This is a genomic window from Duganella sp. P38 (assembly GCF_050859475.1).
GTDB lineage: Bacteria > Pseudomonadota > Gammaproteobacteria > Burkholderiales > Burkholderiaceae_D > Rugamonas.
This window is the reverse complement of the sequence record NZ_CP193936.1, coordinates 2,319,782-2,346,532: the sequence shown is the minus strand read 5'-3', so window position 1 is coordinate 2,346,532 and position 26,751 is coordinate 2,319,782. Positions and strand designations below refer to the sequence as shown.

20 protein-coding genes, 2 tRNA genes and 3 pseudogenes are annotated in these 26,751 nt (G+C 63.7%); 8 read left to right on the top strand and 17 right to left on the bottom strand.

The annotated features are described in order from the left end of the window. Positions 1-92: 92 nt before the first annotated feature. The 4 genes and pseudogenes from ACRQ5J_RS10830 to ACRQ5J_RS10815 form a co-directional block, all read right to left on the bottom strand. Positions 93-1,526: pseudogene (locus ACRQ5J_RS10830) on the bottom strand (ATP-binding protein); the annotation flags it as partial. A gap of 713 nt (positions 1,527-2,239) precedes the next feature. After that, entirely contained in the window at positions 2,240-2,605 is a 366-nt protein-coding gene (locus tag ACRQ5J_RS10825; RefSeq protein ID WP_432383628.1) for a hypothetical protein, read from the bottom strand. Between the two features lie 106 nt (positions 2,606-2,711). Continuing rightward, the gene (locus ACRQ5J_RS10820; RefSeq protein WP_432383266.1) at positions 2,712-2,852 is read right to left on the bottom strand and encodes a hypothetical protein; all 141 of its coding nucleotides are present in this window, start codon (positions 2,850-2,852) and stop codon (positions 2,712-2,714) included. A 201-nt stretch (positions 2,853-3,053) separates the two neighbouring features. Further along, on the bottom strand, positions 3,054-3,200 hold the full coding sequence (locus ACRQ5J_RS10815; protein WP_432383265.1) for a hypothetical protein: 147 nt from the start codon (positions 3,198-3,200) through the stop codon (positions 3,054-3,056). A 202-nt stretch (positions 3,201-3,402) separates the two neighbouring features. On the opposite strand from ACRQ5J_RS10815, the gene ACRQ5J_RS10810 reads away from it, so the two are divergent. Then, positions 3,403-3,936, top strand: a complete 534-nt coding sequence (locus ACRQ5J_RS10810; RefSeq protein ID WP_432383264.1) for a UPF0149 family protein — start codon at positions 3,403-3,405, stop codon at positions 3,934-3,936. Between the two features lie 19 nt (positions 3,937-3,955). Here ACRQ5J_RS10810 and ACRQ5J_RS10805 read toward each other — a convergent pair whose 3' ends face one another. From ACRQ5J_RS10805 to ACRQ5J_RS10775, 7 genes are all read right to left on the bottom strand, one after another. Next, positions 3,956-5,086, bottom strand: a complete 1,131-nt coding sequence (locus tag ACRQ5J_RS10805; RefSeq protein ID WP_432383263.1) for an NAD(P)/FAD-dependent oxidoreductase — start codon at positions 5,084-5,086, stop codon at positions 3,956-3,958. Between the two features lie 487 nt (positions 5,087-5,573). Then, positions 5,574-6,077 (bottom strand): hypothetical protein, encoded by a 504-nt coding sequence (locus ACRQ5J_RS10800; RefSeq protein WP_432383262.1) that lies wholly within the window; start codon positions 6,075-6,077, stop codon positions 5,574-5,576. 117 nt (positions 6,078-6,194) lie between these two features. Next, positions 6,195-9,080: a TonB-dependent receptor domain-containing protein gene (locus ACRQ5J_RS10795; RefSeq protein WP_432383260.1), complete on the bottom strand. Its 2,886-nt coding sequence runs from the start codon at positions 9,078-9,080 to the stop codon at positions 6,195-6,197. A gap of 685 nt (positions 9,081-9,765) precedes the next feature. Further along, positions 9,766-9,855: transfer RNA gene (locus ACRQ5J_RS10790), tRNA-Ser, on the bottom strand. 39 nt (positions 9,856-9,894) lie between these two features. After that, positions 9,895-9,984, bottom strand: a tRNA-Ser gene (locus ACRQ5J_RS10785). A 68-nt stretch (positions 9,985-10,052) separates the two neighbouring features. Then, positions 10,053-11,342, bottom strand: coding sequence for a serine--tRNA ligase (gene serS, locus ACRQ5J_RS10780; RefSeq protein WP_432383258.1), 1,290 nt, complete (start codon positions 11,340-11,342; stop codon positions 10,053-10,055). Positions 11,343-11,434: 92 nt separating this feature from the next. After that, the gene (locus ACRQ5J_RS10775; protein WP_432383256.1) at positions 11,435-11,641 is read right to left on the bottom strand and encodes a hypothetical protein; all 207 of its coding nucleotides are present in this window, start codon (positions 11,639-11,641) and stop codon (positions 11,435-11,437) included. A gap of 327 nt (positions 11,642-11,968) precedes the next feature. On the opposite strand from ACRQ5J_RS10775, the gene ACRQ5J_RS10770 reads away from it, so the two are divergent. Continuing rightward, positions 11,969-12,382, top strand: a complete 414-nt coding sequence (locus tag ACRQ5J_RS10770; protein WP_432383254.1) for a hypothetical protein — start codon at positions 11,969-11,971, stop codon at positions 12,380-12,382. Between the two features lie 20 nt (positions 12,383-12,402). Here the strand turns inward: ACRQ5J_RS10770 and ACRQ5J_RS10765 are convergent, their stop codons facing one another. Continuing rightward, positions 12,403-13,233, bottom strand: a complete 831-nt coding sequence (locus ACRQ5J_RS10765) for an alpha/beta fold hydrolase (protein WP_432383252.1) — start codon at positions 13,231-13,233, stop codon at positions 12,403-12,405. A gap of 128 nt (positions 13,234-13,361) precedes the next feature. Between ACRQ5J_RS10765 and ACRQ5J_RS10760 the strand changes: the two genes are divergently transcribed. Continuing rightward, positions 13,362-14,327, top strand: coding sequence for a helix-turn-helix transcriptional regulator (locus tag ACRQ5J_RS10760; protein ID WP_432383250.1), 966 nt, complete (start codon positions 13,362-13,364; stop codon positions 14,325-14,327). Positions 14,328-14,341: 14 nt separating this feature from the next. Further along, positions 14,342-15,298 carry a helix-turn-helix transcriptional regulator gene (locus ACRQ5J_RS10755; protein WP_432383248.1) on the top strand — a complete coding sequence of 319 codons (957 nt, stop codon included), beginning with the start codon at positions 14,342-14,344 and terminating at the stop codon, positions 15,296-15,298. Positions 15,299-15,336: 38 nt separating this feature from the next. Here ACRQ5J_RS10755 and ACRQ5J_RS10750 read toward each other — a convergent pair. The 3 genes and pseudogenes from ACRQ5J_RS10750 to ACRQ5J_RS10740 all read right to left on the bottom strand — a co-directional run bounded on the left by ACRQ5J_RS10750 (position 15,337) and on the right by ACRQ5J_RS10740 (position 19,814). Further along, positions 15,337-16,640, bottom strand: a pseudogene (locus tag ACRQ5J_RS10750) (replication-associated recombination protein A). Positions 16,641-16,703: 63 nt separating this feature from the next. Continuing rightward, a pseudogene (gene lolA / locus ACRQ5J_RS10745) lies at positions 16,704-17,329 on the bottom strand (outer membrane lipoprotein chaperone LolA). A 172-nt stretch (positions 17,330-17,501) separates the two neighbouring features. Next, positions 17,502-19,814: a DNA translocase FtsK gene (locus tag ACRQ5J_RS10740; RefSeq protein WP_432383627.1), complete on the bottom strand. Its 2,313-nt coding sequence runs from the start codon at positions 19,812-19,814 to the stop codon at positions 17,502-17,504. Positions 19,815-20,126: 312 nt separating this feature from the next. Between ACRQ5J_RS10740 and trxB the strand changes: the two genes are divergently transcribed. The 3 genes from trxB to ACRQ5J_RS10725 are packed head-to-tail and all read left to right on the top strand — an operon-like array spanning position 20,127 to position 21,750. After that, on the top strand, positions 20,127-21,080 hold the full coding sequence (gene trxB / locus ACRQ5J_RS10735) for a thioredoxin-disulfide reductase (protein WP_432383245.1): 954 nt from the start codon (positions 20,127-20,129) through the stop codon (positions 21,078-21,080). A 5-nt stretch (positions 21,081-21,085) separates the two neighbouring features. Continuing rightward, entirely contained in the window at positions 21,086-21,316 is a 231-nt protein-coding gene (locus ACRQ5J_RS10730) for a hypothetical protein (protein ID WP_432383243.1), read from the top strand. A gap of 23 nt (positions 21,317-21,339) precedes the next feature. Continuing rightward, positions 21,340-21,750: a Smr/MutS family protein gene (locus ACRQ5J_RS10725; protein WP_432383241.1), complete on the top strand. Its 411-nt coding sequence runs from the start codon at positions 21,340-21,342 to the stop codon at positions 21,748-21,750. Here the strand turns inward: ACRQ5J_RS10725 and ACRQ5J_RS10720 are convergent. Then, entirely contained in the window at positions 21,747-22,844 is a 1,098-nt protein-coding gene (locus ACRQ5J_RS10720; protein WP_432383240.1) for an NADH:flavin oxidoreductase/NADH oxidase, read from the bottom strand. The genes ACRQ5J_RS10725 and ACRQ5J_RS10720 overlap by 4 nt on opposite strands. Before the next feature lie 192 nt (positions 22,845-23,036). Between ACRQ5J_RS10720 and ACRQ5J_RS10715 the strand changes: the two genes are divergently transcribed. Next, positions 23,037-23,672: a trimeric intracellular cation channel family protein gene (locus ACRQ5J_RS10715; protein ID WP_432383238.1), complete on the top strand. Its 636-nt coding sequence runs from the start codon at positions 23,037-23,039 to the stop codon at positions 23,670-23,672. 2 nt (positions 23,673-23,674) lie between these two features. Here the strand turns inward: ACRQ5J_RS10715 and ACRQ5J_RS10710 are convergent, their stop codons facing one another. Beyond that, entirely contained in the window at positions 23,675-26,722 is a 3,048-nt protein-coding gene (locus ACRQ5J_RS10710; protein WP_432383236.1) for a TonB-dependent receptor, read from the bottom strand. Positions 26,723-26,751: the final 29 nt, after the last annotated feature.

The following is a 26,751-nucleotide window of genomic DNA, read 5'->3' as shown; positions in this document are numbered from 1 at the left end:
ACAGCCCGCGCAGCCGCGCTGTCCTGCAACGGCAGGCCGGCCGCCGGCACCACGTCCGGCTGCTCGTCGGAGACGCCGAAGTCGACCGCGAAGTCGAACACGCTGCCCTGCCCCGGCTCGCTGACCACGCGCAAGGCGCCGCCCATCATGCGCACCAGCCGCTGGCTGATCGCCAGCCCCAGGCCGGTGCCGCCGAAGCGGCGCGCGGTCGAGGCCTCGGCCTGCGAGAAGCCGTCGAAGATGTGCTCGCACTGCTCGGGCGCGATGCCGATGCCGGTGTCGCGGATGGCGAACGCCACCGACAACGTGCTGGCCGTGCGCGCCACCAGCTGCGCCGACACCACCACCTCGCCGCGCTCGGTGAACTTGATGGCGTTGCCGGCCAGGTTGAGCAGGATCTGCTGCAGCCGCAGCGCGTCGCCGACCACCATCGCCGGCAACGCCGGGTCGACGCGGAACAGCACTTCGATATTCTTGTTGCCAACGTTGGCCGATAAGATCACCGCCAGGTCGCGCCACAGCTTGTCCATGCGGAACGGGTGCGGATCGAGCGCCAGCTTGCCGGCCTCGACCTTGGAGAAGTCCAGCACGTCGTTGAGCAGCCCGAGCAAGGCGCTGGCCGCCGCGTGCGCCTTGTCGACATAGTCCTGCTGGCGCCCGCTCATCCCGGTCTGGCGCAGCAGTTGCAGCATGCCCAGCACGGCGTTCATCGGCGAGCGGATCTCGTGGCTCATGTTGGCGACGAAGTCGGACTTGGCGCGCCCGGCCTGGTCGGCCGCCTCCTTGGCCTGCAACAGCGTCTCGTGCGCGGTGCGCAGCTCGGTGCTGTCGGTGCTGCTGCCAACCCAGCTGACAATGGCGCCGCCGGCGTCCTTCTGCGGCAGGGCGTGGTTGTCGAAGATGCGCCAGGCGCCGTCATGGCGGCGCAGCCGGCAGTCGCAGCGGAACTCGTCGCCGTCGGCCAGCGCGCGCTCGCGGGCGGCGGCGATCACCGGCAGGTCGTCCGGGTGGATCACGCGCGACCAGTCACCGTCGGCCATCAGTTGCGGCGCCGGCAGGCCGCTAAAGCTTTCCCAGTGGTGACTCATGAAGTCGATGCGCAGGTCGGCACGCGCGGTCCACACCATTTGCGGCAGGCCCTCGGTCAGCGAGCGCCAGCGCGATTCCGACGCTGTCAAGCGCTGGTGCGACGCCTGCAGCGCCTGGTCGGCCTCGGCCAGCGCGGTCAGCGCCTTGTACTGTTCGCGCAGGCTGATGCGCACGCCCTTGAGCAGCGCCGCCGCCAGGCCGATCAGCAGCACCAGGAACAGCGAGGCGTTGCGCACTTCCTTGTGCCACGGCGCCAGGAAATCCTCGCTGGCCAGGCCGACCACCACGTACACCGGGTAGCCGCCGATCTTCTCCACGCTGAGCGTGCGCTCGCGGCTGTCGCGCGGGCTGACCACCGTGTAGCTGGCGCTGTTGCGTTTGCCGTCGATGATGTCCTGGGTGACCGGATTGACCGCGATGGTGCTGCCAAACTTCATGTCGGCCACCTCGGGATAACGGTGCAGCACGCGCTTGCGCTTGTCCATCAGCACGATACCGCCGTGGGCGCCGATATTCAGTCCGGAAAACGCCTCGGTCAGCTTGGCGCTGTTCATCAGCACATAGGCAGTGCCGCCAAAGTCGCCGTTGGACAGCGTCAGCGGATAAGCCAGCGGCAGCACCCACTCGCCGCTAATGCGCGATTGCACCGGAATGCCGAAGATCAGCTCGTGCTCCTGCTGGCTGCGCCCGAAAAACTCGCGGATGCTCAGGTCCTGCACATGGCGGCGGTCGATCTGCTCGCCATAGATCACCTGGCCGTCGCGGTTGGCGCCGCGCACCGCCTGGGCGTGCGGCAGGCGCTCCTTGAGGCCGCGCAAGTAGGCGCTGAACTGTTCGTCGTCGAAGCGTTTCTGCTCGTGCATGGCGCGGAATTCCTGACCGGCGCGGCGCAGCGCCAGGTCGGCCTCCTGGAAATGCGAGTGCAGGAAGTTTTCCAGCGAGATGGCGAGGTTGTGCGAGGTTTCCTCGGCAGCAGCGTAATAGCGCAGCCGGCTCTGGTTGAGCACGTGCGCAACGAACAGGCAGACGATCAGCAATACCACCACGACCGCCGCCACCAGCACACGAAACAACTTGCGGATTTTTTGCAGCGTGTCAAATCTCATGGCCATACAATAACGAAAAAAACGCTCCATAGGGAGCGTTTTCATCAGAAGCCTTGATTGGTGATGTCCTGCAACGACTCGCGGCCTTTGTCGCTGATCTCGAAGCCGCCGTCGGCGCGCTGCACGACATGGGATTTTTTGCCGAGAAACAGCGCCACATCGGCGTCCAGCGGGCTGCCGGGCTGGCTGGCGACGCTGCGCAAGCCTTGCACGCAACGGTGCAGGAAGATGGTTTGCTCGCCCTTGTCGGTCAGCGCGATGCGGCCGTTGCGGGCGATGCTGATCAGTTTCAGGCCGGACAGGCGCTTGCTGTTGCGGCCCACACAGGCGCTGACGCGGTCACCCTTGATGCCGCGCTTGACTTCGTACAGGGCATCGTACTCGTCCTGCGTGAATTTTTCGTTCTTCATTGCCAATATTTCCATAAAAGACTGCTGCGGCCCTCATGGTACGCGCTCGCAGTCCCGGCGGCAAGGCACGGCCTTGGCCAGGCGGCAACAAAGAAGAAAAAAATGCTTATTGGAAGGCACGGATCAGCAGCCAGGCCAGGCCGATGCTGGCAAACGCCGCCACACACACCATGGCTTGTACACGCTTGGTGCTCAGGGCAACGCTGCGACGACCGAGATAAATTTTGTTGTGTAAGGAATTGCCCATGATGCTCTCCGTGAACAAAAACGTAAGGACCTGAGTAAATTATAAAAACTCTTTGATGACAGCTGTGTGACGCTCAACACAAATATGAACAAATGTATCCGACGAGCAACAACTGTCACTTCGCTAGAGAGCGTGGAACAAGAATACCGTCCGTTCCACGCAACGGACGGTGCGTTGGCGCACACATGGCGTGTCAAATACTCAAGTTTTGATCGGCGGCTTGGGGGGCGTCGGCTCCTCGATCGGCGCCTGTTCAGGCAGCGGCGCGTTGTCGGGGGGCGGATCTTTTTCCGGCGGTGGCGGCGGCACCTCGGGATCGGGCGTGGTGTGGGCGTGGATGTCGGTCATGCTGCGTCCTCCTCAATGTACTTGTTTACATTGTTGGGGAATCGCCGCGCGAAACAAGGCGGCAATCGGCGCGGAGGTGCGCTGCCGCACCCACGCCCCACAGATCGCCGCATGCGAGCGGCACCTGGTGACTGCGGCGTCAGCCGGAATGACGACCCGGCTGCCGATATAATGATGTTTTCCCGAGCAAGCGCGAGAGCCGATGAGCACACCACTGAACGATGACGAATACGAACGGCTGGACCACCTGCTGTCCACACTGGGGCCGCAGGCGATGGACGTCGCCGGCGTCGAGGGCCTGCTGACGGCGCTGGTGGCCGGTCCGGCCGATCCGTCGCCGGCCACGTGGCTGCCGCTGGCCTGGGGCGGCGCCCCCGGCAACGCCGAGGCCGAGGCGCTGGTGCTGCGCCACCACGCCTACATGCAGGAATGGCTGCGCAAGGACCCGGCCAGCTTCGAACCGATCTACGAGTGCGGCGGCAGCTGGACCGCAGAGGCCTGGTGCGCCGGCTTCCTGGCCGGCGTGCAACTGGCGCACGAGCAATGGGCGCCGCTGCGCGCCAGCCAGCCGGCCCTGCTGGCGCCATTCCAGCCGGTCAACGCCGCCAAGGTGACGCCGGCCGTCATCCAGATCAACGCTTTTTTCCACGCGCCGCAGCCGAAGGCGGCAAAGCTCGGCCGCAACGATCCCTGCCCTTGCGGCAGCGGCAAGAAGGTCAAGAAGTGCTGCGGCTAGCCAGCCGGCGCGGCGCCGCTTAAGCCTCGATGCCGGCCTGCGACTGGCCCCAGCGCAGGTTGGCATTGACGCCCATCGTCAGAAACGGCTGGGGCGGATTGATGGCGGGCTTCGGACCGGCCAGCAGGAAATCGGTCAGCTCGTGGCGCTTGCCGGCCAGCCAGTCGGCCAGCAGCACGCCGGTAGCGGTGCCGCGCACGGTGCCCAGGCCGTTGCAGCCCAGCGCGCCACACACATTAGGCCGCAGCTCGCCGAAGAAACCGGCGCCGTTGCGGGTCATGCCGAGGCCGCCGCCCCAGGTATATGCGAACTCCACCTGTTTCAGCGTCGGGAAGCGGCGCTCGAACGAAGTGCGGTGGGCCTGCGCGAAACGCCTGGTGTAGCCGTCCTTGAAGCGGCCATCGGCGTTGTAGCTGAAGCTGTTGCGCACCAAGATACGGTTGTCGTGCGTGCGGCGCAGCGTGGTGCCGAACGGGTCGGCCGGGATCACGCCCCAGAATTCCTTGCCGCCGATGCTGGCCTGCTCGGCCGACGTCAGCGGACGGGTCAGGCTGCCGTAGGTGAAGATCGGCAGGATGCGCTGTTCGAGGAAGCCGAAGTGGGTGCCGAAATGGTTGTTCGCCAGGATCAGCTTGTCGGCGACGATGCGGCCGGTGGCGTGTTGCAGCACGATCTGCTTGCCGTAGTCGACCGCCGTGATGACGGTGTTTTCGTACAGCATGACATTCTTCGGCAGCGAGTCGGCCAGCCCCTTGACCAGCGCCGACGGCTGTACCAGCATGGTGCCCGGCGTGTACAGCGCCTTGCGGTAGAACGAGGTGCCGAGGTGGTCCGGCAAATCCTTGCCTTCGATAATTTCCGCCGGCTGGCCCAGCTTGCGCAAGCCGCCGTGGTAGGCTTCCAGCACGGCGATGCCCTTGTCCTCCACCGCCGCCTGGTATTTGCCCGAGTGACGCAGTTGCGCGTCGACGATCTGGAACTCTTCCACCAGGTCGCGCAGCTTGCCTTGGCCGAACTGGTTCAGGTGCAGAATCTGCTTGGCGATGGTCTGGTCGCCGATGTAGTCCGGCGCGCCGATATCGTGCGGCACGTCGATCAGGAAGCCGGCGTTGCGGCCCGAGGTGCCGAAACCGACCTGCTGTCCTTCCACCAGGATTACTTGGTCGTTCGGGAAGTTCAGCGCCAGCTGGCGCGCGGCCGCCAGTGCCGGTGAAACCGCCGCCGACGACCACCCATGGCGCCTTGGCGTCGCCCAGCAGCGGCTGCGTCGGCTCGCGTTTGCGGCTGGTGTGGAACCAGCCCGGAGTGGGATCGTCCGCCGGCAGCGCATCGACGCGATGCAGGGTGTCCGGGTCCTTCGGTAAGGTGTCGCTGAGCAGGCTGGTGGCCGCGCCGGCAGCCACCACGCCGGCGCCCAGGCCGGCACCCGGGATTGCTTGTCTTCTTGATATCACCATTGAACTACAACTCCATTTGAATGAGATGATCCACACAATGTCTACACTTTGTATACAGTTATTATAGAGAAATTCAAATACGCGTACAACCAGGCAAAACCGGGGCGATGGACGAACGGAAGCGTGCCGCAAGCGAAGCTGCGGCACGGATGGACGGGACTGGGAGGGAGACTGCGCGGCTTATTTGCCGCTGATGATTTCTTTCAGCAGCACGAAGGTTTCGTGGTGAATCGCCTGTTCGTTGGCCTTGAATTCCTTTTCGGCCTTCAGGTAGGCGGGCTTCTTCAGTTCGGCCTGTTCGGCGGGGGTCGCCTTGGGCGCGGTCTGGTACATCTGCGCGCCGCTGTTATAAGTATCGTGCAGCACTTTCTTGCCGTAGCTGGACTGGTAGAACTTGGTCATCTCCAGCGACGTTTCGGTACTCAGCAGCTTGGCCACCGGCGTCGCCAGCCGGGTGTAGACGAATTCGGGCTGCAGCTTGATGACCTTGTCCATCACCTGCTTGCGCTGCTCGGGCGATGAATACTTGCTCATGCCGGCGGTCATGCGCATCATTTTCTCCGCCTGCATGGCGGCCATCAGGTCATGCGCGGCCTTGATCTGGGCAGCGTCCGGGTTGGCCGTGGCGGCATGAGCGGCGCCAGCCAGCATGACGCTGGCCAGGACGGTGGCGATAAACTTCATGGCTTCTCCTCTGTCATTTTTTCCGCATTCTAGCTGGAAAAACAAAATACCCACGCACCAATAAAAAACGGATGCCTGAAGGCATCCGTTTCGCTTGGCGCTACTAAACTTTAACGCTTAGAAGCTGTAAGCCAGACCTACGCTGAAGAAGCGGCCAACAGCGCCGGCCTGGTGCAGCGACGCGTTGTACGAGGTCTGCACGGTCGAGTTGCCGTAGGTGCTCAGGTCGTACGGTGGCTGACGGTCGAACAGGTTCAGGATCGAACCTTTCAGGGTCAGGTTAGGCGTCACCTTGTACTGCACGTTCAGGTTGGTCGAGGTGAACGATTGCACGCGGCAGTATGCCGATGGCTGGGTCAGGCCAGTATCGAAATAGCCACGGCCGGTGATGTCCGCCGATGCCGAACCGCAGTCGGTGGCGCCGACCGATGGGTCCAGTGCCGAGAAGCTGCTGGTGTAGTTGAACGTGGTGGCCACATCCAGCGGACCCTTAGTCCAGCCCAGGCTCAGCTGAGCACGGTTCTTAGGCGAACCGGTCGCGCCCGAGACCACGGTCGGGCCCTGGGTGCCGGCCAGCTGGTAGGTCACGCCGGCCACGGTTTGCTCGTAGCTGATGGTGTGGGCAGCGCTCAGGTTGGCACGGATCACGCCATTCTCGCCCATGTTCCAGCGGTAGCCGATGTCAGCTTCGATACCGGAGGTCTTGGTCGAGCCGCCGTTGATGTAAGCCGATTCCGCGAACAGGATCGGGCCCACCGACGGGGTGCCAACGGCGGTGCCGCCGCCAGGGGTGGCGATGTCGATCGGCACGGCCGGGCCGCGCACGAAGGTTTCGACGTAGGACGGGTCGTTGCCCGCAGCGGTCACGATCTGGTTGCGCACCTGGATGTTGTAGTAGTCAACGGTGGCGTTCAGACCTTTGAACGGTTCCATGATGGCGCCGATGGTGAACGACTTCGACTTCTCAGGCGACAGGTCGGCGTTCGGACGCTGCACATAGGTCGGCTGGATGTTGCACGCGCTAGGCACGTTGCCCGGCGTGGCCTTGTTGCCGTCGGCGCACAGGACCGGGTCGTTGATGCCGTGGTACAGGAAGAACGAACCCGAGTTGCCGGTTTCCGCCGGGTTAGGCGCGCGGAAGCCGCGCGCGAAAGTACCGCGCAGGGCGAACTGCTTGGATGCCGCCCATTTCAGCGTCGCTGCCGGGGTGAACGAGTGGGTGGTGTCGAAGTGGTCATAGCGGCTCGACAGGTTGACTTCCAGGTCCTTGACCGGGGTAGCGGCCAGCTCGGCGAAGATCGCCTTGTTGGTTTCTTCACCGAACACGAAGGCCGAGGTCGAACCAACCTGGCCGTTCTGGGTCAGCGACGATGGCGGCGCGTCCCACTTGCGCTGGTGCCAGTGCACGCCCACCGCCAGTTTCAGCGGACCGGCGCCCAGTTGCTCCATCAGTTCGCGCGAACCGACCAGGTCGATGTAGTTCAGCTTGGATTCGAGCGTGTTCGAGAAGCGTGGCGACACCTGGTTCAGCAACGCCGGCGAGTTGCCGCCCAGCGCGTTCCATTGGCCGGAGCGCAGCAGGCTGTACAGCGCAGTGCGGTCGACGTAGCCGCTGTAGTCGATTTCCGCTTTCGACTTGGTCAGGCCGCCGCCCAGTTGCAGGTCCCAGCCAGCCGCCGCGCCGGTCAGGTCGAATGCCAGGCGGGTGGTGGTGGCGCGGTTCTGCTGTTGCGCATTGCCGTCCAGGCCAGGGATGTAGCCGTACAGGCGGGCTTCGCCGGCGAACGGGTTGATCACGTTGGCGCCGACCATCGCACCAGGCGCGAAGCGGGTGTTGCTGATGGCGCCGTAGCCAGGGGTCAGCACGCCGTTGTTATTGACATTGGTGCCGGCGAACGACAGCGGCGAGTAGGTGCCTGGCAGGCCGCGGTTGTTGCTGTTGTCACGCTGGAAGATCGAACCCTTGACCGACAGTTCCCAGTCTTGCGGCAGCTTCTTGGTGAAGCCGACCAGCAGGTTCTTGTTTTCGGTTTCTGGCTGGATGCTGGCGTAGGTGTCCTTGACCGAGCAAGCACCGGCCTGGTACAGCGTGAAGTTGCAGTTCGGGTCCAGGAACTGGTAGTTGGCCGGGTTCAAACCAGGCAGGCCGACCTTGCCGTCGGCGCCGACCAGGCCCACGCCGTTGTGGTTGAACAGGAATGGCGAGCTGGCTGCGGTCAGGTAGTTGTTGCGGTTGGTTGGCACGCCGAAGGTCAGGTTGTTGCCGCCACGGTCGCGCCAGTCAGGGTTGGCCCAGCCGAACTGGCTGCGCTGGTCGACGCTGATGGCGTCCTGCTTGCGCCATTCGGCGGTGGCAAAGACGTTGTAGCCGTCGCTGTCCAGATCGCCGAAGCCGGTGCTGAACGATGCGCGGTGGGTTTTACCGCCGCCGTGCTGGGTGTTGCCGGTGTCAGCCGAGAAGCGGGTGCCGGTGAAATTTTTCTTCAGCTTGATATTGACCACGCCCGCGACCGCGTCCGAACCGTACAGCGACGACGCGCCGCTCTTCAGCACTTCGATCGAATCGATGGCGTCGAATGGAATGTTGGACACGTCGACGAACGAGCGCTGCGAGTCGTCGCCGATGGCGTATGGCGACATGCGGTGGCCATCGATCAGCACCAGGGTCGAGCCCACGGTCAGGCCGCGCAGCGAGACGCCCGAGGCGCCGTTGGCGAAGGCGCCGGAGAAGCCGGTGCCCAGGGTACCTGCGCCATTGGCGGCCAGGTCTTGCAGCAGTTCCGCAATCGAGGTTTTGCCACTGCGCTGGATGTCAGCGGAAGTGATCACCTGGACTGGCGCGGCGGTTTCGGTATCGGTGCGGCTGATCAGGGAACCGGTCACCACCACTTTTTGCACTGCTGGTTCGGCGCCTGCCTGCTGAGCCATGGCTGGGTTCAGGGCAGCTACCGAGAATGCACCGCTGGCGATCACTTGTACGATTGCTACGGGCATCGTTTTCATGCGCAACTTCATGTAAAAAACTCCTTCGGGTGTGTAAAGGGCCGTTCCCGGGTAAAGATTGGCTCTATGGGTGTATCTATCTGTAACTTGTGTGACGAAACCATGACATAAAAACATAGTGTGATAAATGGTGTCAATTTCGTGACAAAGACAGAGATGCGTAAACACCACGTTAATTTACACAATTCCTCTTTTCCCCATCAGTTATTTGGTTTAGGCAAGGAGAACGATGGAAATCGTGCCGCAGCGCACAAAATTGGTGCAAAGCCTGTAAAGACGAAGACTGTTCGCTTTTACGTAAATTAACCTAAAGCTGCCAAGTCTCACGGTTTCCGGCGCGGGAATCCGCTTTAGCTAAGGGCGTTACGTCAGATGAGGCGCTGCTGGCCGCTGCAATTTAAAGTTGACACGCAGCACGAAAACCGCACCGCCATGGTGCACAAAACAGCGCTTGCGAACTTATTAAGTTGATATGGAATTCAGTGGTTTGGGGAGAGTACCGAATAAAAAACACTGGCAATTTGTGAAATGGCAAGCATCAACCACTTTCATGCGAGATACTTTTCGTTACAAAGCATTACAAATCAGGGCTGTGAGGCGGTGACGCGATGGAGGTTTTTTGCGGAAAAGAAAACGAGCGCGGAAAATAAAAAAGCTCCCCGAAGGGAGCTTTTTTACTGAATATTGGCGGAGAGGGTGGGATTCGAACCCACGGTAGGGTCGCCCCTACGCTTGATTTCGAGTCAAGTACATTCGACCACTCTGCCACCTCTCCTGGTGACGCATTTACTACTTTTTCTCACATCCAAACAAATGGCGGAGAGGGTGGGATTCGAACCCACGGTAGGGTCGCCCCTACGCTTGATTTCGAGTCAAGTACATTCGACCACTCTGCCACCTCTCCGTTTTCCCACCTGCTGCTGCGAGAAGGCAAGATTATAGCAGGTGCCTGAGAAAATGGAAGGGCAATTTTTACGGTTTCAACGAAGTTTGTCCGCCCATGTACGGACGCAGCACTTCAGGGATCTCCACCGAGCCGTCGGCCTGCTGATAGTTCTCCAGCACGGCCACCAGCGTCCGGCCGACGGCCAGGCCCGAGCCGTTCAGCGTGTGCAGCAGTTCCGGCTTGCCCTGGCCGTTGCGGAAGCGCGCCTGCATGCGGCGCGCCTGGAATGCTTCGCAGTTCGACAGCGACGAAATCTCGCGGTAGGTGTTCTGCGCCGGCAGCCACACTTCCAGGTCGTAGGTCTTGGTGGCGCCGAAGCCCATGTCGCCGGTGCACAGCGACAGCACGCGGTACGGCAGGCCCAGGCGCTGCAGAATGGTTTCAGCGTGGCCGACCATTTCGTCGAGCGCGGCGTACGAGTGGTCCGGATGCACCACCTGCACCATCTCGACCTTGTCGAACTGGTGCTGGCGGATCATGCCGCGCGTGTCCCGGCCGTAGCTGCCCGCCTCCGAACGGAAGCATGGGGTGTGCGCGGTCATCTTCAGCGGCAGCGCTTCGGCAGCCAGGATGTCGTCGCGCACGATGTTGGTCAGCGACACTTCCGAGGTCGGGATCAGGTAGAAGTTTTCGCCCTCGCCTTCAGCGCCGCCCTTCTTCACCGAGAACAGGTCGGCCTCGAATTTCGGCAGCTGGCCGGTGCCGCGCAGCGAATCGGCGTTGACCATGTACGGCGTGTAGCACTCGGTGTAGCCGTGCTCGTCGGTGTGGGTGTTCAGCATGAACTGCGCCAGCGCGCGGTGCAGACGGGCGATGCCGCCTTTCATTACCGAGAAGCGCGAGCCGGTCAGCTTGGTCGCGGTGTCGAAGTCCAGGCCCAGCGGGGCGCCGACGTCGACGTGGTCCTTCACTTCAAAGTCGAAGCTGCGCGGCGTGCCGACCTTGCGTACTTCGACGTTGCCGCTTTCGTCGTTGCCGACCGGGACCGACTCGTGCGGCAGGTTCGGTATCGTTTGCAGGAAGTCCGACAGCTTGGCCTGCAGCTCGCCCAGCCTGGCTTCGTTGGCTTTCAGCTCATCCCCCAGGCCGGCCACTTCCGCCATCAGCGCGGTGGTGTCTTCGCCCTTGCCCTTCATCATGCCGATCAGCTTGGACTGCGAATTGCGCTTGCCCTGCAGTTCCTCGGTGCGCGTCTGGATCGCTTTGCGTTCCGATTCGAGAGCGTTGAACGCTTCCACATCGAGCTGGAACTTGCGGGTGGCCAGGCGCGCGGCGACGTTGGCTATATCTTTACGGAGAAGTTGGATGTCAATCATGGGAACAAAGCCGTTGTTGTATCGAAAACGTCCATTGTACCAAGCCGACGCCACTTGCTAGCGAGTTTTGCGCAGCCCGCCGGCTGCCGCCGTTACAACGCGGCTTTTTCAGCCGCGCTCAGGCGTTTGGCGGTCACGGTCACGCTCGGCATGTCGAGGTCGGCCTTGGCCAGCACCACGGCTTTGTCGGCCGGCAGGTAGACGTCGACGCGGCCGTCGGCGGCGGTGGCGAAGCTGGTGGCGCCGGCAACGACAGCGGCAGCGGCGAAGATGACTTCCATGTGTTTGGCGATGTTCATGATGCGCTCCTTGCGGTGGTTTTCAGTAAGTGCTGCGGTATGGTTGTACTGTATCCAAAGGCGCCCGGCAGCGCGTGGGGCATGCGACGAAGCGCTGAAAATCACGCCTGAAATGCAGTTTTCCGGCGTCCCGCGCCGTCATTCCCGCGTAGCGGGACGAGTCGCGGCGGCGGTCCGTGGAACGCTTGCTCGGCATGGGTTCCCGCCTGCGCGGGAACGACGGGCGGGTATGCGGCGCTGTAGGATTTCTCCTACGCAACTAATCGTGCGCCACGAGATGCTTGATATTTGTACTATGTATTCAAGAGTACATACCAAGGAGAAGACATGAAAACCAATATCCTGAAAACTGCGGCGGCCAGCGCCGTCATGCTGATCGCGGCCGGTTGCGCCTCCACCGGCGGCTCGTGGAACAATGAGCCGCCACCGCCGGCCAACCCGAACTTCGCCACCGAGATGAACAAGTTCAACGCCCAGTTCCCGAACGACAAGGCCACCAAGTACGAGGAAGTCTCGCTGAACTTCAACAACGCCAAGAAGCTCGATGAACGCGGCAACTGCCACGACATCAACAAGTATCCGGTGGTCATCATCCTGACGCTGGACGCCGCCGGCAAGGTGACGCGCACCACTACTGACGTCGAAGGCAAGAAAGCCGAGTGCTTCCGCCAGGCCTACGCCGACGTGCAGCTGCCGCCGCCGCCGTTCGCGCCGTACCAGAAGCCGATCCGCCTGCGCTAAGCCAGGCCGGACGCCTGCCTCTAAGCGGCGTCCTCTTCCTCAGCTTCGGCCGTCCCGGCTGGCTTCTCCAGCCAGCCGATGACGATATCGTTGAAGCGCTCCGGCTGGCGCACCATCGGCCAGTGGTCGGTTTCCATCGCCACCACCTTGCATCCAGGCTTGGCCGCCAGGTTCTCCGTCCATTGCGGCGAGTGGAACATGAACGGCTTGCGGATGCCGTAAATGAACAGCATCGGCACCTTGGGCACAAAGGGCACCAGCGAACTGTAGGAACCTGCCGAGCCGCCGCCCAGGATGTAATAAGGGAAATTCATTCCCGAGCTGATGTATTCACGCGGCGACGGCGCGCCCAGCAGCCGCGCCATGCCGCGCGTCAGCGCCGTACCCAGCGGACCGCCGATGGCCCAGGCCAGCGCCAGCGTGCCCTGGTAGCCGCGCACCATCATCTTCTGACCGATGGAACGCGAACGGTTGGTGGCGCGCGATTGCGCGTCGCCGATATCGACGCCAATGATGGCCGACACCAGCGCCTTGTTGCGCATGTAGAACTCATACCCGAACACGCAGCCCCAGTCGTGCAGCATCAGGATCACCGCCTGCTTCTGGCTGACGCTATTGACGATGTGCAGCAGCACGCGCATGGTCGCGTCCAGCGAATACGAGCGGCGCGGCTTGCGGATGTCGAAGCCCGGCAAGGTGAAGCGCACGCAGCGATAACGGTGGCGCAACTCGGCCACCTGGGCATCCCAGACCCGATAGGTGTCGGGCCAGCCGTGCAGCATCACAATTGTCTCCGTCCCCTCCCCCTCCACGTGTATTTCAATACCATCGACCACTAACTGCTTGCTCATTCCTTCTCCGATGCGTTTTTTGGGCACAGTATCATCATGCCACCAATGACAACATTTTTGGTGCCTCCCTATGGACAAATGCCATTGCCGTCCTTACCATGAGCTACCAAAAAAGCAACTAATTTCATTTGGACACTTATAACGCTCTCATTTTCCGGCTATACGAGGCCGCGCAGGAGTGCACGCCCGCTGAATTCGGCGATCACGCACTGGCGCAGTTGAAGCAAGCCGTGTATTTCGATTCGGCGGTGTTGCTGAACATGGATGTCAGCCCCGGCCGGCAAATCGCCGTGCACAGCATGCACCTGTCCAACCAGCCGCCGGAGCAGCTAATGGCCTGGGGCGAACTGGAGACGCCAGACCATGTGCTGGACGAGGCTATGCGGCAGCGCGGCGCCTCGCTCGTGCGTGGCAGCCACGACACTTTTGGCGCGCAGGCCGACTTCATGGATTATTGCCGGCGCTACGAGATCGCCCATACCCTGATCCATATTCCCAAGGCACACAAAAGCATGCCCGACAATGTCGATGTGCTGTCCCTGTGGCGCGCACGGCCCGAATACGATTACACCGAACGCGAGCGCGCGCTGAGCGACCTGCTGCTGCCGCACCTGTTCCAGGCCAATCTGATCAACCTGCGCCTGTTTGCCGGCCTCGAAGCATCGCCAACGGCAACGGTGTCGGCGCTGGCCAATCTGATGGGCTGCATGTACTTCTCGCCGCCGGACGCCATCGCCCTGCTGCAACGCGAATGGCCGGAGTGGATCCCGCCATTCCTGCCGGGCGAACTGCTCCAGCAACTGGCTTCCAGCGAGCAAAGGCAGTATGCCGGCGCCCACGTCCTGGTGAAGGCAGAACTGTTGGGACAGGCGCTGCACTTGCAGATCGCGCCCCGGCCACGGATACGACTGACGGACGCCGAATGGAGCGTCGCCCGGCTGGCGGCAGACGGCATGACGTACAAGGAAATCGCCCGCGCGTTGGGTAATTCGCCCGCCACCGTGCGCAACCAGCTGCACAGCGTCTATAGCAAGATGGGCGTGGACAACAAAACCCAGCTGTCGGCAACCTTGGCGACCATCGTGACCGCATAACGCAAACATCCGCCATGCAAGACTATCCCCGCACCCTGCTCGAACTATACGGCCGTGCACAAGAGTGCGCGCCGGGCGAATTCATCGAAGAATCGATGCACATCATTAGCCGCCTGCTGCCGTTCGACTCCGGCGCCGCAGTCCGCGCGCGGTTCTCAGCCGATGGCGAAATGCGCCTGCAGTCGATGTACGCGCATCGCCAGCCACTGGAAAAGCTGCACGACCGTGCCGGCCTGACCAGCCCCGATCCGGCCCTGGCTCACGCCTTCCGCCGCCGCGGCCGCAGCACCAGCTTCGACTTCGCCTCGATCGACAAACGCAAACACCCGGACCTGATCGCGTACATCCGGAAATACGATGTGGCACAAAGCATGGTCTACATTCCGGCCACGCCGCTGTCCCACGGCATCGGGCTGGTGGCGCTGTGGCGCGCCAGCCGCAAGCGCAGTTATACCGAGGTCGACGTGGCGCTGGCCGACCTGCTGCTGCCGCACCTGTTCCAGGCGCGCCAGATCAACGACCGCCTGCATGGCGGCCGGCGTGACGGCGGCGCACTGTTGCTGGTCAGCGATGGCCAGGGCTGCCTGCAATTTTCTGATGACGACGCCAACCACATGCTGCAAGCAGAGTGGCCGGCGTGGAATCCGCCGGTGCTGCCGCCGACTTTCTTCCGCGAACTGCGCGACGGCAGCAGCGGCTGTTACACCGGCCGCACACTGACGGCGCGTATCCGGCCGCAGGGAAAACATTTGCACATCATGTTGGAAGCGCTGACGCACCGCGCCTTGCTGACCCCGGCCGAACTGGCGATCGCCGAACTGGCCGCCGCCGGCGCCAGCTACAAGGAGGTGGCGGCGCAACTGCGGTTGTCGCCGGCGACGGTGCGCAATCAGCTACACAAGGTCTACGACAAGCTACAGATTTCCAACAAGACTGCCCTCATGGCAGCGCTGAATGCGGTAGCCAAATAGGCCGCCCACCGGCGCCATGCACCGAAGCGCATCAAGCGCTAGCGCTTGCCGGCGTCCTCGTCGAGCTGGCGCAGGAAGGCCAGCTTGTCGGCGATCTTGCTTTCCAGGCCGCGCGGTACAGGCTGGTACCAGCCCGGCTCACGCATGTCGTCGGGAAAGTAAGTCTCGCCGGCCGCGTAGGCGTGCGGCTCGTCGTGAGCATAGCGGTAGTCGTGGCCGTAGCCCAGTTCCTTCATCAGCTTGGTCGGCGCGTTGCGCAGGTGTACCGGCACTTCGCGCGATTTGTCCTTGCGCACGAAGGCCATCGCTTCATTGAAGGCGTTGTAGCCGGCGTTGCTCTTGGCGGCGATCGCCAGGTAGACCACCGCCTGTCCCAGCGCCAGCTCCCCTCCGGCGAGCCGAGGCGCTCGTAGGTGGTGGCGGCGTCGTTGGCGATCTGCATCGCGCGCGGATCGGCCAGGCCGATGTCTTCCCACGCCATGCGCACGATGCGGCGCGACAGGTAGCGGGCGTCGGCGCCGCCGTCGAGCATGCGGCACAGCCAGTACAGCGCGGCGTCCGGATTCGAGCCGCGCACCGATTTGTGCAGCGCCGAGATCTGGTCGTAGAAATTGTCGCCGCCCTTGTCGAAGCGGCGCGCGTTCAGGGTCAGCGCGTTCTGGATGAACTCGGCGTTGATCTTGTTGGTCTTGGCGGCGTTGGCGGCGGTGCCGGTCACTTCCAGCAGATTCAGCAGGCGGCGGCCGTCGCCGTCGGCGTAGCCGATCAGCGTATCGATGGCGGCGTCTTCGAATTCCAGTTGCGTCAGCACTTTGTCGCGGGCGCGGTCGACCATTTGCCGCAGCTCGTTTTCGTCGAAGGACTTCAGCACATAGACCTGCGAGCGCGACAGCAGCGCCGAGTTGACTTCGAACGACGGGTTCTCGGTGGTGGCGCCGATCAGCGTTACCAGGCCGGACTCGGCGTACGGCAGCAAGGCGTCCTGCTGCGATTTGTTGAAGCGGTGGATCTCGTCGACAAACAGGATGGTGTGCTTGCCCATGTCCAGATTGTGCTGCGCCTGCTCCATCGCGGCGCGGATATCCTTGACGCCGGAGAACACCGCCGACAGGGCAATGAATTCGCAGTCGTAGGCCTGCGCGGTCAGGCGCGCCAGCGTGGTCTTGCCAACGCCGGGCGGCCCCCACAGGATCATCGAGTGCGGCTGGCCCGATTCAAACGCCAGGCGCAGCGGCTTGCCCGGCCCCAGCAGGTGACGCTGGCCGATGACTTCGTCGAGCGTCTTGGGGCGCAAGGCTTCTGCAAGCGGCTGACGTGGTTCGGTGGAAAATAAATCTGCCATAGTGGGAATGCCGTCATTCCCGCGCAGGCGGGAATGACGTGGAGGGGTGAGTGGCTCAGGGAGTCAATTATTGAACACGTCCGCGCCCTTCGGCATGACGAATTTAAAACTGTTCGCGCCCAGCGCCGGATTTTTTCGATCTTGCTGAACTTCAGCACCGAAGTCTGGCCAAAGGAATCCTTCAGCTCCATCGCCGCCGGCAAGCCGTCCTTCAGGCCGATGGCGATCTGCTCGAAACTGGTGTCCTTGGCCTTCGGCACGGCCTTCAGCCATTCCAGGCCATCGCGCGTGCCGCCCTCGGACAGCGTGAAGTTCTTTTCCAGGTCGTTGCTGCCGAACAGGATGGCGGCCGGCGACGAACCGAGCGCGTCGCCCAGCTTCCTCACCGTCACCTGGTTCAGGTCCTTGTCGTAGATGAACAGCTGCTCGCCGTCCGCCTGCAACACCTGGTCGTACGGTTTCGCGTAGGTCCAGATGAATTTGCCCGGACGGGCGAACACGAAGCTGCCGCTGGAATTCTTGCCCGCCTTCGGCGCCTCGCCGTTGGTGTTTTTCACCTGCGTCTGCACGAACTCGCCCTTGGCCGCCTTGGTGGACGATACGAAGGACTTGAACTGATCCAGCGCGCCGGCGTGGGCGAAACCCGCCAGCATCAGGCCGGCGGCGAGCGCAAGCACACGCTTCAGCATGCCGTTCCCGCCCACGTGGGAAACACGCGTGGACACGTCATTTCGCGGCCGCGGACCGCCGCGCAGGCGCAGAACAGGCGCTAGCACGCCATTCCCGCGCAGGCGGGAATCCATGCCGGGTATAGATTCCCGGCTGCGCGGGAATGACGGGGTGGTATTCATATTCTTCCTTTTATTCTGCACTGGCAGCCGGGACCAGGATGTCGCGGTTGCCGTTCGATTGCATGGCCGAGACCACGCCACTGTTTTCCATTTGCTCCAGCAGGCGCGCCGCGCGGTTGTAGCCGATGCGCAGGTGGCGCTGCACCAGCGAGATCGACGCCCGGCGGTTCTTCAGCACCACCTGCACCGCCTGATCGTACATCGGATCGGCCTCGCCGCCGCCCTCGCCGGCCGCCGCGCCCTCCGCGCCGCCGCCCTCGCCTTCGAGCGTGCCGCCTTCGAGGATGCCGTCGATATAGTCCGGCTCGCCCGTGGTCTTCAGGTGCGCCACCACGCGGTGCACCTCGTCATCCGACACAAACGCGCCGTGCACGCGCACCGGCAGGCCGGTGCCCGGCGGCATGTACAGCATGTCGCCCATGCCCAGCAGCGTTTCCGCGCCCATCTGGTCCAGAATCGTGCGCGAGTCGATCTTCGACGACACCTGGAAGGCGATCCGGGTCGGAATGTTCGCCTTGATCAGGCCGGTAATCACGTCCACAGATGGGCGCTGCGTCGCCAGAATCAAGTGCAGGCCGGCCGCGCGCGCCTTCTGCGCGATACGGGCGATCAGCTCCTCGACCTTCTTGCCGACCACCATCATCAGGTCGGCCAGCTCGTCGATGATGATGACGATGGTCGGCAGCTTTTCCAGCGGCTCCGGCGAATCCGGCGTCAGGCTGAACGGATTCGGGATGTGCTCCTCTTTCTTCTTGGCCTCGGCGATCTTGGCGTTGTAGCCGGCCAGGTTGCGCACGCCCAGCTTGGACATCAGCTTGTAGCGGCGCTCCATCTCGTTGACCGCCCAGTTCAGCGCGTGGCCGGCCTGGCGCATATCGGTCACGACCGGCGCCAGCAGGTGCGGGATGCCTTCATACACCGACATCTCCAGCATCTTCGGGTCGATCAGGATCATGCGCACATCGCGCGGATCGGACTTGTACAGCAGCGACAGGATGGTGGCGTTGATGCCCACCGACTTGCCGGAACCGGTGGTGCCGGCCACCAGCAAGTGCGGCATCTTGGCCAGGTCGGCCACCACCGGCTTGCCGGCGATATCCTTGCCCAGCGCCACCGTCAGCGGCGACGGATTGTCGTTGTAGACCTTGGAGCCGACGATCTCGGTCAGGCGCACGATCTGGCGCTTCGGATTCGGCAGCTCCAGCGCCATGTAATTCTTGCCCGGAATGGTTTCGACCACGCGGATCGAGGTCAGCGACAGCGAGCGCGCCAGGTCGCGCGCCAGGTTGACGATCTGGCTGCCCTTGACGCCGGTGGCCGGCTCGATTTCATAGCGCGTCACCACCGGCCCCGGATAGGCCGCCACCACCTTGGCCTCGACGCCGAAGTCCGACAGCTTCTTCTCGATCAGGCGGCTGGTGAATTCCAGCGTCTCGATCGACAGCGTTTCCTGGGTTTCCGGCGCCTCGTCCAGCAGCGACAGCGCCGGCAAGGCGTCGTCGCCGGCGGCGCGCGGCAGGTCGCTGAACAGGCTGGCCTGGCGCTCCTTCTCGACACGCTCGGACTTGACCACGGTGGTGATCTGCGGCTCGACCTTGATGGCCGGCGCCGCCACCGGATGCTTCTCCACGTGCTTGGCGCGCTCTTGCACCACCACTTCCTCGCGCTTGACCGCCGCGACCTCGCCCTGGCGGCGGTCCTCGCGGTACTGGTAGCGCTGGATGAACCAGTCGATCGCGCTCTCGACGGCGGCGCCGATGCGCTCGGCCACCGCCAGCCACGACACCTGGAAGAACAGGCTGAAGCCCAGGCCGAACAGCAGCAACAGCAGCAAGGTGGCGCCGGTGAAGCCGAACGCCACATGGGCCGAGTGCCCGATCAGCTCGCCCAGCACGCCGCCCGCGCTGCGCGGCAACTCGGCATGGCTGGTGAGCGTGCGCAGGCGCAGGTATTCCAGCCCGACGCTGCCGATGAACAGCAGCACGAAACCGATGCCGCGTATCAGCGGCTCCTGCGCGTGTTCCGGCTCCGGCTCCTTCGACAGCACGTATTTGTGGGTCAGCCCGCGATAGCCCTTCCACACCAGCCGCAGCAGGCAGAACGCCCACCACCAGGCGGAAATGCCGAAAATGTACAGCAGCAAGTCCGACAGCCAGGCGCCGGTGCGGCCGCCCATATTGGCCACCTTCGGCACCAGCGTCTCGTGCGACCAGCCCGGATCGGTCTTGCTGTAGGTGGCCAGGATCAGGACGAAATACACGCCCAGCACGGCCAGCGCCAGCCAGCGCGCCTCGGACAGCAGCCGCACCAGCCGGTTCGGCAGGGGCTGGCGCTCGGTCGGCGTGCGGGTGTAACCGGAGGACGAAGCGCTGCCGGCGGCTGCGCGCGGCGTGCGTTCCTGGACTTTTTACTGCTCATAGATGATCTTGGCGTTGCAATGTTGGCGGTCAGGAAATTTTCCCATGGCGGTATTCTAAGGCATAAGGGCAACAACCGCCCCCACGATTCGTCCTGATTCCCTGCTTGCTCTATAATCTTGTATTGCTTGCGCAATTGCAATAGCGGCATCCCCTTGCCGCCCCTGCTTGCGCCCCCACATTCGGATTAATCCAACATTATTTAGAAGAAGCCTGCCATGACCACTCCAAAACACGCCCGCGTACTGATTCTCGGCTCCGGCCCTGCCGGCTACAGCGCAGCCATTTACGCGGCCCGCGCCAACCTGAAGCCGATGCTGGTGACCGGCGTCGAGCAAGGCGGCCAGCTGATGACCACCACCGACGTGGAGAACTGGCCGGCCGACCCGCTGGGCGTGCAAGGCCCGGACCTGATGCAACGCTTCCTGCAGCACGCCGAGCGCTTCAACACCGACATCGTGTTTGACCACATCCATACCGTCAAGTTGCAGGAAAAGCCGATCCGTTTGATCGGCGACAGCCATGAATACACCTGCGACACGCTGATCATCGCCACCGGCGCCTCGGCGCAGTACCTGGGCCTGCCTTCGGAACAGGCGTTCATGGGCAAGGGCGTGTCGGCCTGTGCCACCTGCGACGGCTTCTTCTACCGCGGCCAGCAGGTCGCCGTGGTCGGCGGCGGCAACACCGCCGTCGAGGAAGCGCTGTACCTGTCGAACATCGCCACCAAGGTGACGCTGATCCACCGCCGCGACAAGTTCCGCGCCGAGGCGATCCTGATCGACCGCCTGAACGCCAAGGTCGCCGAAGGCAAGATCGAGATCAAGTACAACCACACGCTGCACGAGGTGGTCGGCGACGATGGCGGCGTGACCGGCGTTAAGATCCAGTCGACCGAGAGCGGCGCCATCAGCGATGTGACCGTGCACGGCCTGTTCATCGCCATCGGCCACAAGCCGAACACCGGCATCTTCGAAGGCCAGCTGGACATGCACAACGGCTACATCAAGACCCGGACCGGCACCGAAGGCATGGCCACCGCCACCAGCGTGCCGGGCGTGTTCGCCGCCGGCGACGTGCAGGACCATATCTACCGCCAGGCCATCACCAGCGCCGGCACCGGCTGCATGGCCGCGCTGGACGCGCAGCGCTACCTGGAAGCGCAGGAGTAAGCGCGATGAAAGACTTCGCAGACCTGAAATCGTTGAGCAAGCAGCTCAAGGAGCAGGCTGAGACGCGCGCCGCCGCCGAAGCGCAGCGCATCAAACAGGAAAAGAAACAGGTGGTGGAAGCCAATCTGTTCCAGTCGGCGCTGGGCGGCGTCCAGCGCATGCCGGCCTCGGACCGCTATGTGCCGCCGAGCGTGCCGAAGGCGTCGCCGTCCCAGCCGCGCCGGCCCGCAAGCTGACCCAGGCGGAAGACGACGCGGCGGTGCTGCGCGAATCGCTGTCGGACCTGTTCGAAGTCGATCATTACCTGGAAGACGATCCGGCGCTCAATTACTCGGCGCCCGGCGTCGGCCCGGATGTCATGAAGAAGCTGCGCAAGGGCCACTGGCAGGTGCAGGACGAGCTCGACCTGCACGGCATGAACCGCGACCAGGCGCGCGATGCGCTGGGCGCCTTCCTCACGCGCGCCGGCCAGCGCAACCATCGCTGCGTGTGCGTGATCCATGGCCGCGGCTTTGGTTCGCGCGGCCAGGAGCCGGTGCTGAAATCGATGGTGCACAGCTGGCTGGTGCAAAAAGGCGTGGTCGCCTTCTGCCAGGCGCGCAGCAATGAAGGCGGCGAAGGCGCACTGATCGTGCTGCTGCGCGCCGCCCTCCAGCCGCAGCGTTATTAAGCGCGCTGGTAGCGCTCCAGCCAGTGCGCGTAAGGCGCCGGCAACACCCACGACGGCCGTTCCTGCTTTAGCGCCAGCGCCGCGTGATAGGCGTAATGCGGATTGGCCAGGAAAGCGCGGCCGATCATCACCAGGTCCATCTGCCCATCTTCCACCACGCGGTTGGCCACCGCCGGATCATCGATGCCCCACGACGACGCCACCGGCAGCCCGGCTTCCTTGCGCACGCGCGCGGCGATCGGCGCCAGGAAGGCCGAACCCCACGGCACATTGGCGTCCGGCGTCGAGAAGCCGACGCTGACGTTCAGCATATCCAGCCCGCCCTCGCGCATGGCCTTGGTCAGCGTGATGGCCTCTTTCAAGGTTTCCTCGTCGCGGCCGTCGAATTCGATCACGCCGAAGCGCGCCGTCAGCGGCAGGTGCGCCGGCCACACGGCGCGCACCGCCGCCAGCGTCTCCAGGATGAAGCGGCTGCGCCCTTGCAGGCTGCCGCCGTACTCGTCGCCGCGCTGGTTGGCGGCCACCGAGAAGAAGCTCTGCGCCAGGTAGCCGTGCGCGAAGTGCAGTTCCAGCCACTCGAAGCCGGCGTCGCGCGCGCGGATCGCGGCGTCGACGAAGTTCTGCGTCACGCGGGCGATATCGTCCTTGCTCATCGCCTGCGGCACTTCCGGCAGGTTGTTGCCGAAGGCCACGGCCGACGGCGCGATGGTGTCCCAGCCGCCCGACGCGCCGGTCGGGATGTGGTCGTCGCCCTCCCATGGCTTGTTGGCGCTGGCCTTGCGGCCGGCGTGGGCGATCTGGATGCCCGGCACGGCGCCGGCGGACTTGATGGCGGCGGCCACGCGTTGCAGGCCGGCGGCCTGCTCCTGATTCCACAAACCCAGGCAGCCCGGGGTGATACGGCCGTCCGGGGCCACGGCGGTGGCCTCGACGATCACCAGGCCGGGACCGCCACGGGCGATGCTGGCGTAGTGGGCCTGGTGCCAGTCGTTGGCCAGGCCGTCGGTGGCGCTGTACTGGCACATCGGCGGCACGGCGATGCGGTTGCGCAGGGTCACGCCTTTGAGCGTGAAGGGTGTAAACAATGCGGTCATGCGGTTCCTTTAATGTTGAGCGCGCCTGGCCTGCGGCAGGCGCCACATACTCTACCATTTCCGCCGCAAGCGCGCGGCCGGGCGGCGCAAACCGCCAGCGCCGCGCGCCACCTTAATATAACGCAACAATTCCACCGCATACCGGGCGGCCATGTTAACCTACGAACATTGCAACCTTGCCCATACGCTTAGATGAAGCACGTCCCGGTCCACGTCTCACTGATTACCATCATCGAAATCATGGCAATCCTGGTCGGGGCGCTGTCAGGCTTCGTCGAGGCGCGCCGCAAGCGCATGGACATCGTCGGCGTGTTCACGGTGGCCTTCATCGCCGCGTTCGGCGGCGGCACGCTGCGCGACATCCTGCTCGACAAGCGGCCGCTGTTCTGGGTCATGCACCAGGAGTACGTGATCCTGATCTTCGTGCTGACGCTGGTGGCGACGCCGCTGATGAAAACGGTGCGGCAGATTATTTCGGAACGGGTGATCGTGGTGGCCGACGCCATCGGCCTCGGGCTGTTTGCCGTGGCCGGCGTGGCGCAGGCGCAGGCGGCCCACATGCCGCTGTTCATCGCCTCGATGATGGGAGTGATTACCGGGATTTTCGGCGGCGTGCTGCGCGACATCGTCTGCAACGAAGTGCCGATGGTGCTGCGTGACGGCAAGCCCTACGCCATCTGCGCCTTCTTCGGCACCTGGCTGTTCATCGGCCTGCAATACATCGACACCGTTTCCGACGACGCGGCGCTGTGGATCAGCGCCGCGTTCATCGCGATTCTACGGCTGGTGACCTGGAAGTTCGACCTGCACCTCCGCAGCCACCACTAAACTTAGAACGAGTACTGCGCCAGCACCGTGTAACGCGGACCGCTCATGAACACCTGGCGGGTGAAGTTGCCCGCGTGCTGTTCCATGATCTGGCGCGTGTACGAGTTGGTCAGGTTGGTGCCCTCGATGCCGACCCGGAACTTGTCCGTGAAGTCATAGAAGATCGACGCGTCCACCTGGCCGTACGAGGCCTGGTACAGCGGCAGGCCGAAGGCCTGGTCGTTGTTCGGCGTCGGAATCAGGAAGCGGCCGGCGCCGGAATCCGGATTGGTGTTCAGGCCATTGTTGCCGCGGCTGCCCCACTGGTTGACGCCCAGCAGGTAACGCGAGCGCCAGTTGTAGGCCAGGCGCAGCGACAGGCCGTGCTGCTCGTACATGATGGCGAAGTTGACCGTGTTGCGCGACAGTCCCTGCAACGGCGTCTTGCCGAACGCGCGCGCGTCGGTGTCGCAGCCGTTGATGTTCAGGTTGAAGTTGGACGAGGCGTCGTTGCCCGAGCACCAGGCCTCAAATACCGGCTGGTTCAGCGTGCGCTCGCTCTTCACGTAGGTCCAGCTGGCCTGGGTGCCAATGCCGCGCAGCCAGTCCGGCACGAAATCGTAGTACTGCTGGTGGGCGATCTCGAAGCCGCGGGCGAAACCCTTGGCGCCGTTGACCGGACCGGTGACCACGAAATTCTGTTCCTTGCCGCTGACATCGGTCGCCTTGTAGTTGCGGTTTTGGGTGATGACGATGTCCTTGAGGTCCTTGTTGAACAACGAGAAGGTCAGCGAGCCGGCCTTGGCGAAGTACCACTCGGCGGTCAGGTCGACGTTGGTCGAGGTGGTCGGCTTGAGCATCGGGTTGCCGTCGCTGTTGCCGGTCAGCGTGGTGCCGTCGAAGCGCACGGCCGTCACGTTGCCGGCCGCGTCCTTGGTGGTGGTCTGCAAGTGCTGGGCGGTCAGCGTGGTCTGTACCTGGAGCTGGTTGAAGTCCGGGCGCGCCATTGCCTTGGCCACGGCGAAGCGGAACTGCAGCTTGTCGTCGTACTTCAGGCGCAGGTTCAGGCTCGGCAGCCAGTTGTCGTAGGAATTCTTGTACGACTCCGCTTGCGCGAACTTGGCAATGTTGATCAGCTTGTCCTGGCCGGTCACCGGCGCGCCGGCCGGAATGTCCGGCGTCGACGGCGGCGTGAACGCGACGTAGCCGCTGCCGGCGCTGCGCGTGCGCACGTAGCGCAGGCCGATGTTGCCGTCGATCGGATACTTCAGGTCGTCCCAGCCGAAGCGCAGCTGCGTGTAGGCGGCGCGGGTTTTCTCGGTCTGCGTGTTGATGGCGGCCGGATCGTCGAAAGTGGCCGCCTTCCACTGGTCGCAGGTCGAGCCCATTTCAGCGCACAGGACATTTTGATAGGCGTGGATCTTGCTCCATTCATCCGGGAAGCCGCGCACGGTGGCCTCGGTCGGGAACAGCATCGCCGGCAGGTTGTACTTGCCGTCGAAGAAGTTGTCGATGGTTTGCAGCGACGAGCCACCGGCGAAACGCGGATCGCTCAGGCGGGCCACTTCCCTGATCTTCCAGCCTTCCATCCACGGGAAGGTGATGGCCTGCCAGTTGTAGAACTTCTGCGCCTTGTGATTCTCGCCCTCGCGGTCGGCCATGCGCACGCCGAAGCGGACGTCGCGCAGCACCGGATCGTCGAAGCTGTACTTGACGTCGGATTTCCAGGCTTTCTGCGTGGCCTTGGCGCGGTCCAGCGCTTCCTGCGTATAGGCCCAGTAATAGTTGTCCGGATTGGCCATGTAGGCCGCCGAGCCGAGCGTGATCTGCGGCACCTTGCCGGTCATGTCCATGGTCTGGTTCGGCAGGATGAAGCCGGTCGAGACGTCGGCGTCGAAGCCGGCCGTGGTCGAGCGCACGTGCTGGAAGTCGTTAGTCCAGGTCACCGACGGCGACACCCGCCATTGCACGTTCAGCGACAGGTCGCGGGTGCTCGATTCACGCGTGTTGATGCGCTGCGAGCTATTGAACGGCGACCCCTTGTAGGTCGGATTCGAAATGGTGCCGCTCTGGAACGCGCCGTTGCTGTCGAATACCGAGTCGGCGCTGGCCACCTGCTGATACCACTTGTCTTCCGACGAGGCCACCACGTGCTCGTCGAGGTCTTCCTTGTACTTGGTCTTGAAGTAGGTCAGCGCGGCCGTCAGGTCCTTGTTCGGGCGCCATTGCAGCGCGCCGTAGTCGCCGCGGCGGGTGCGGTCGAAGTCCTGCGAACGGTAGCCGACGCCCAGCGGTATCCATTGCGTCTTGGCACGGTCGTACAGCGCCGGGTCGGTGGAATTGACGTGCGGGAAATACGGATCGACACCGACGCCGTCCGAACGGCTCGGGCTTTTCGCGTGGGCGAAGTCGATCAGCGCGCCGATCTCGCCGATGCCGGTGTTCCAGCGGTTCGACAACAGGACGGTGGCGGTCGGCGATGGCTTGCCCTTGCGCAGCGTGGAATACGATTCCGACGCGCCGAGCGTGCCCTTGAAGCCCTTGTAGTCGAACGGCATCGCGGTGCGCAGGTTGACCAGGCCGGCGACAGCGCCCTCGACCTGCTCGGCCGACGGATTCTTGTAGACGTCGACGCCGGACATCAATTCCGGCGCCACGTCGGCGAAGCCGAGCGAGCGGCCGCCGCCGGCCGAGAACGCGTCGCGGCCGTTGATTTCCGAACGCACATAAGTCAGGCCGCGCACCGACACGCCGGAGCCCTCGACCGACTGGCGGTTCGGGTCACCCGCCATATTGCGGTCGATGGTCACGCCGGCGATGCGTTGCAGCACCTCGGTGACCGAGCGGTCGGGCAGCTTGCCGATATCCTCGGCGACGATGGAATCGACCACCTCGTCGGCATCCTGCTTCAGCTTTTGCGCCGATTGCAGCGCCGCGCGCTGGCCGCTGACCACCACCACCGGCCCCTTGGCCAGATCGGCGTCGGCCGTTTGCGCCCATGCCGGCATGGCGTGCAGCACGACCACCTGCGCAACCGCCGCGGCGATCGCAGTTTTTTGTAACTTGCTCAATTTGTCTCTCCCCTCTCTAGGTGTTTTTG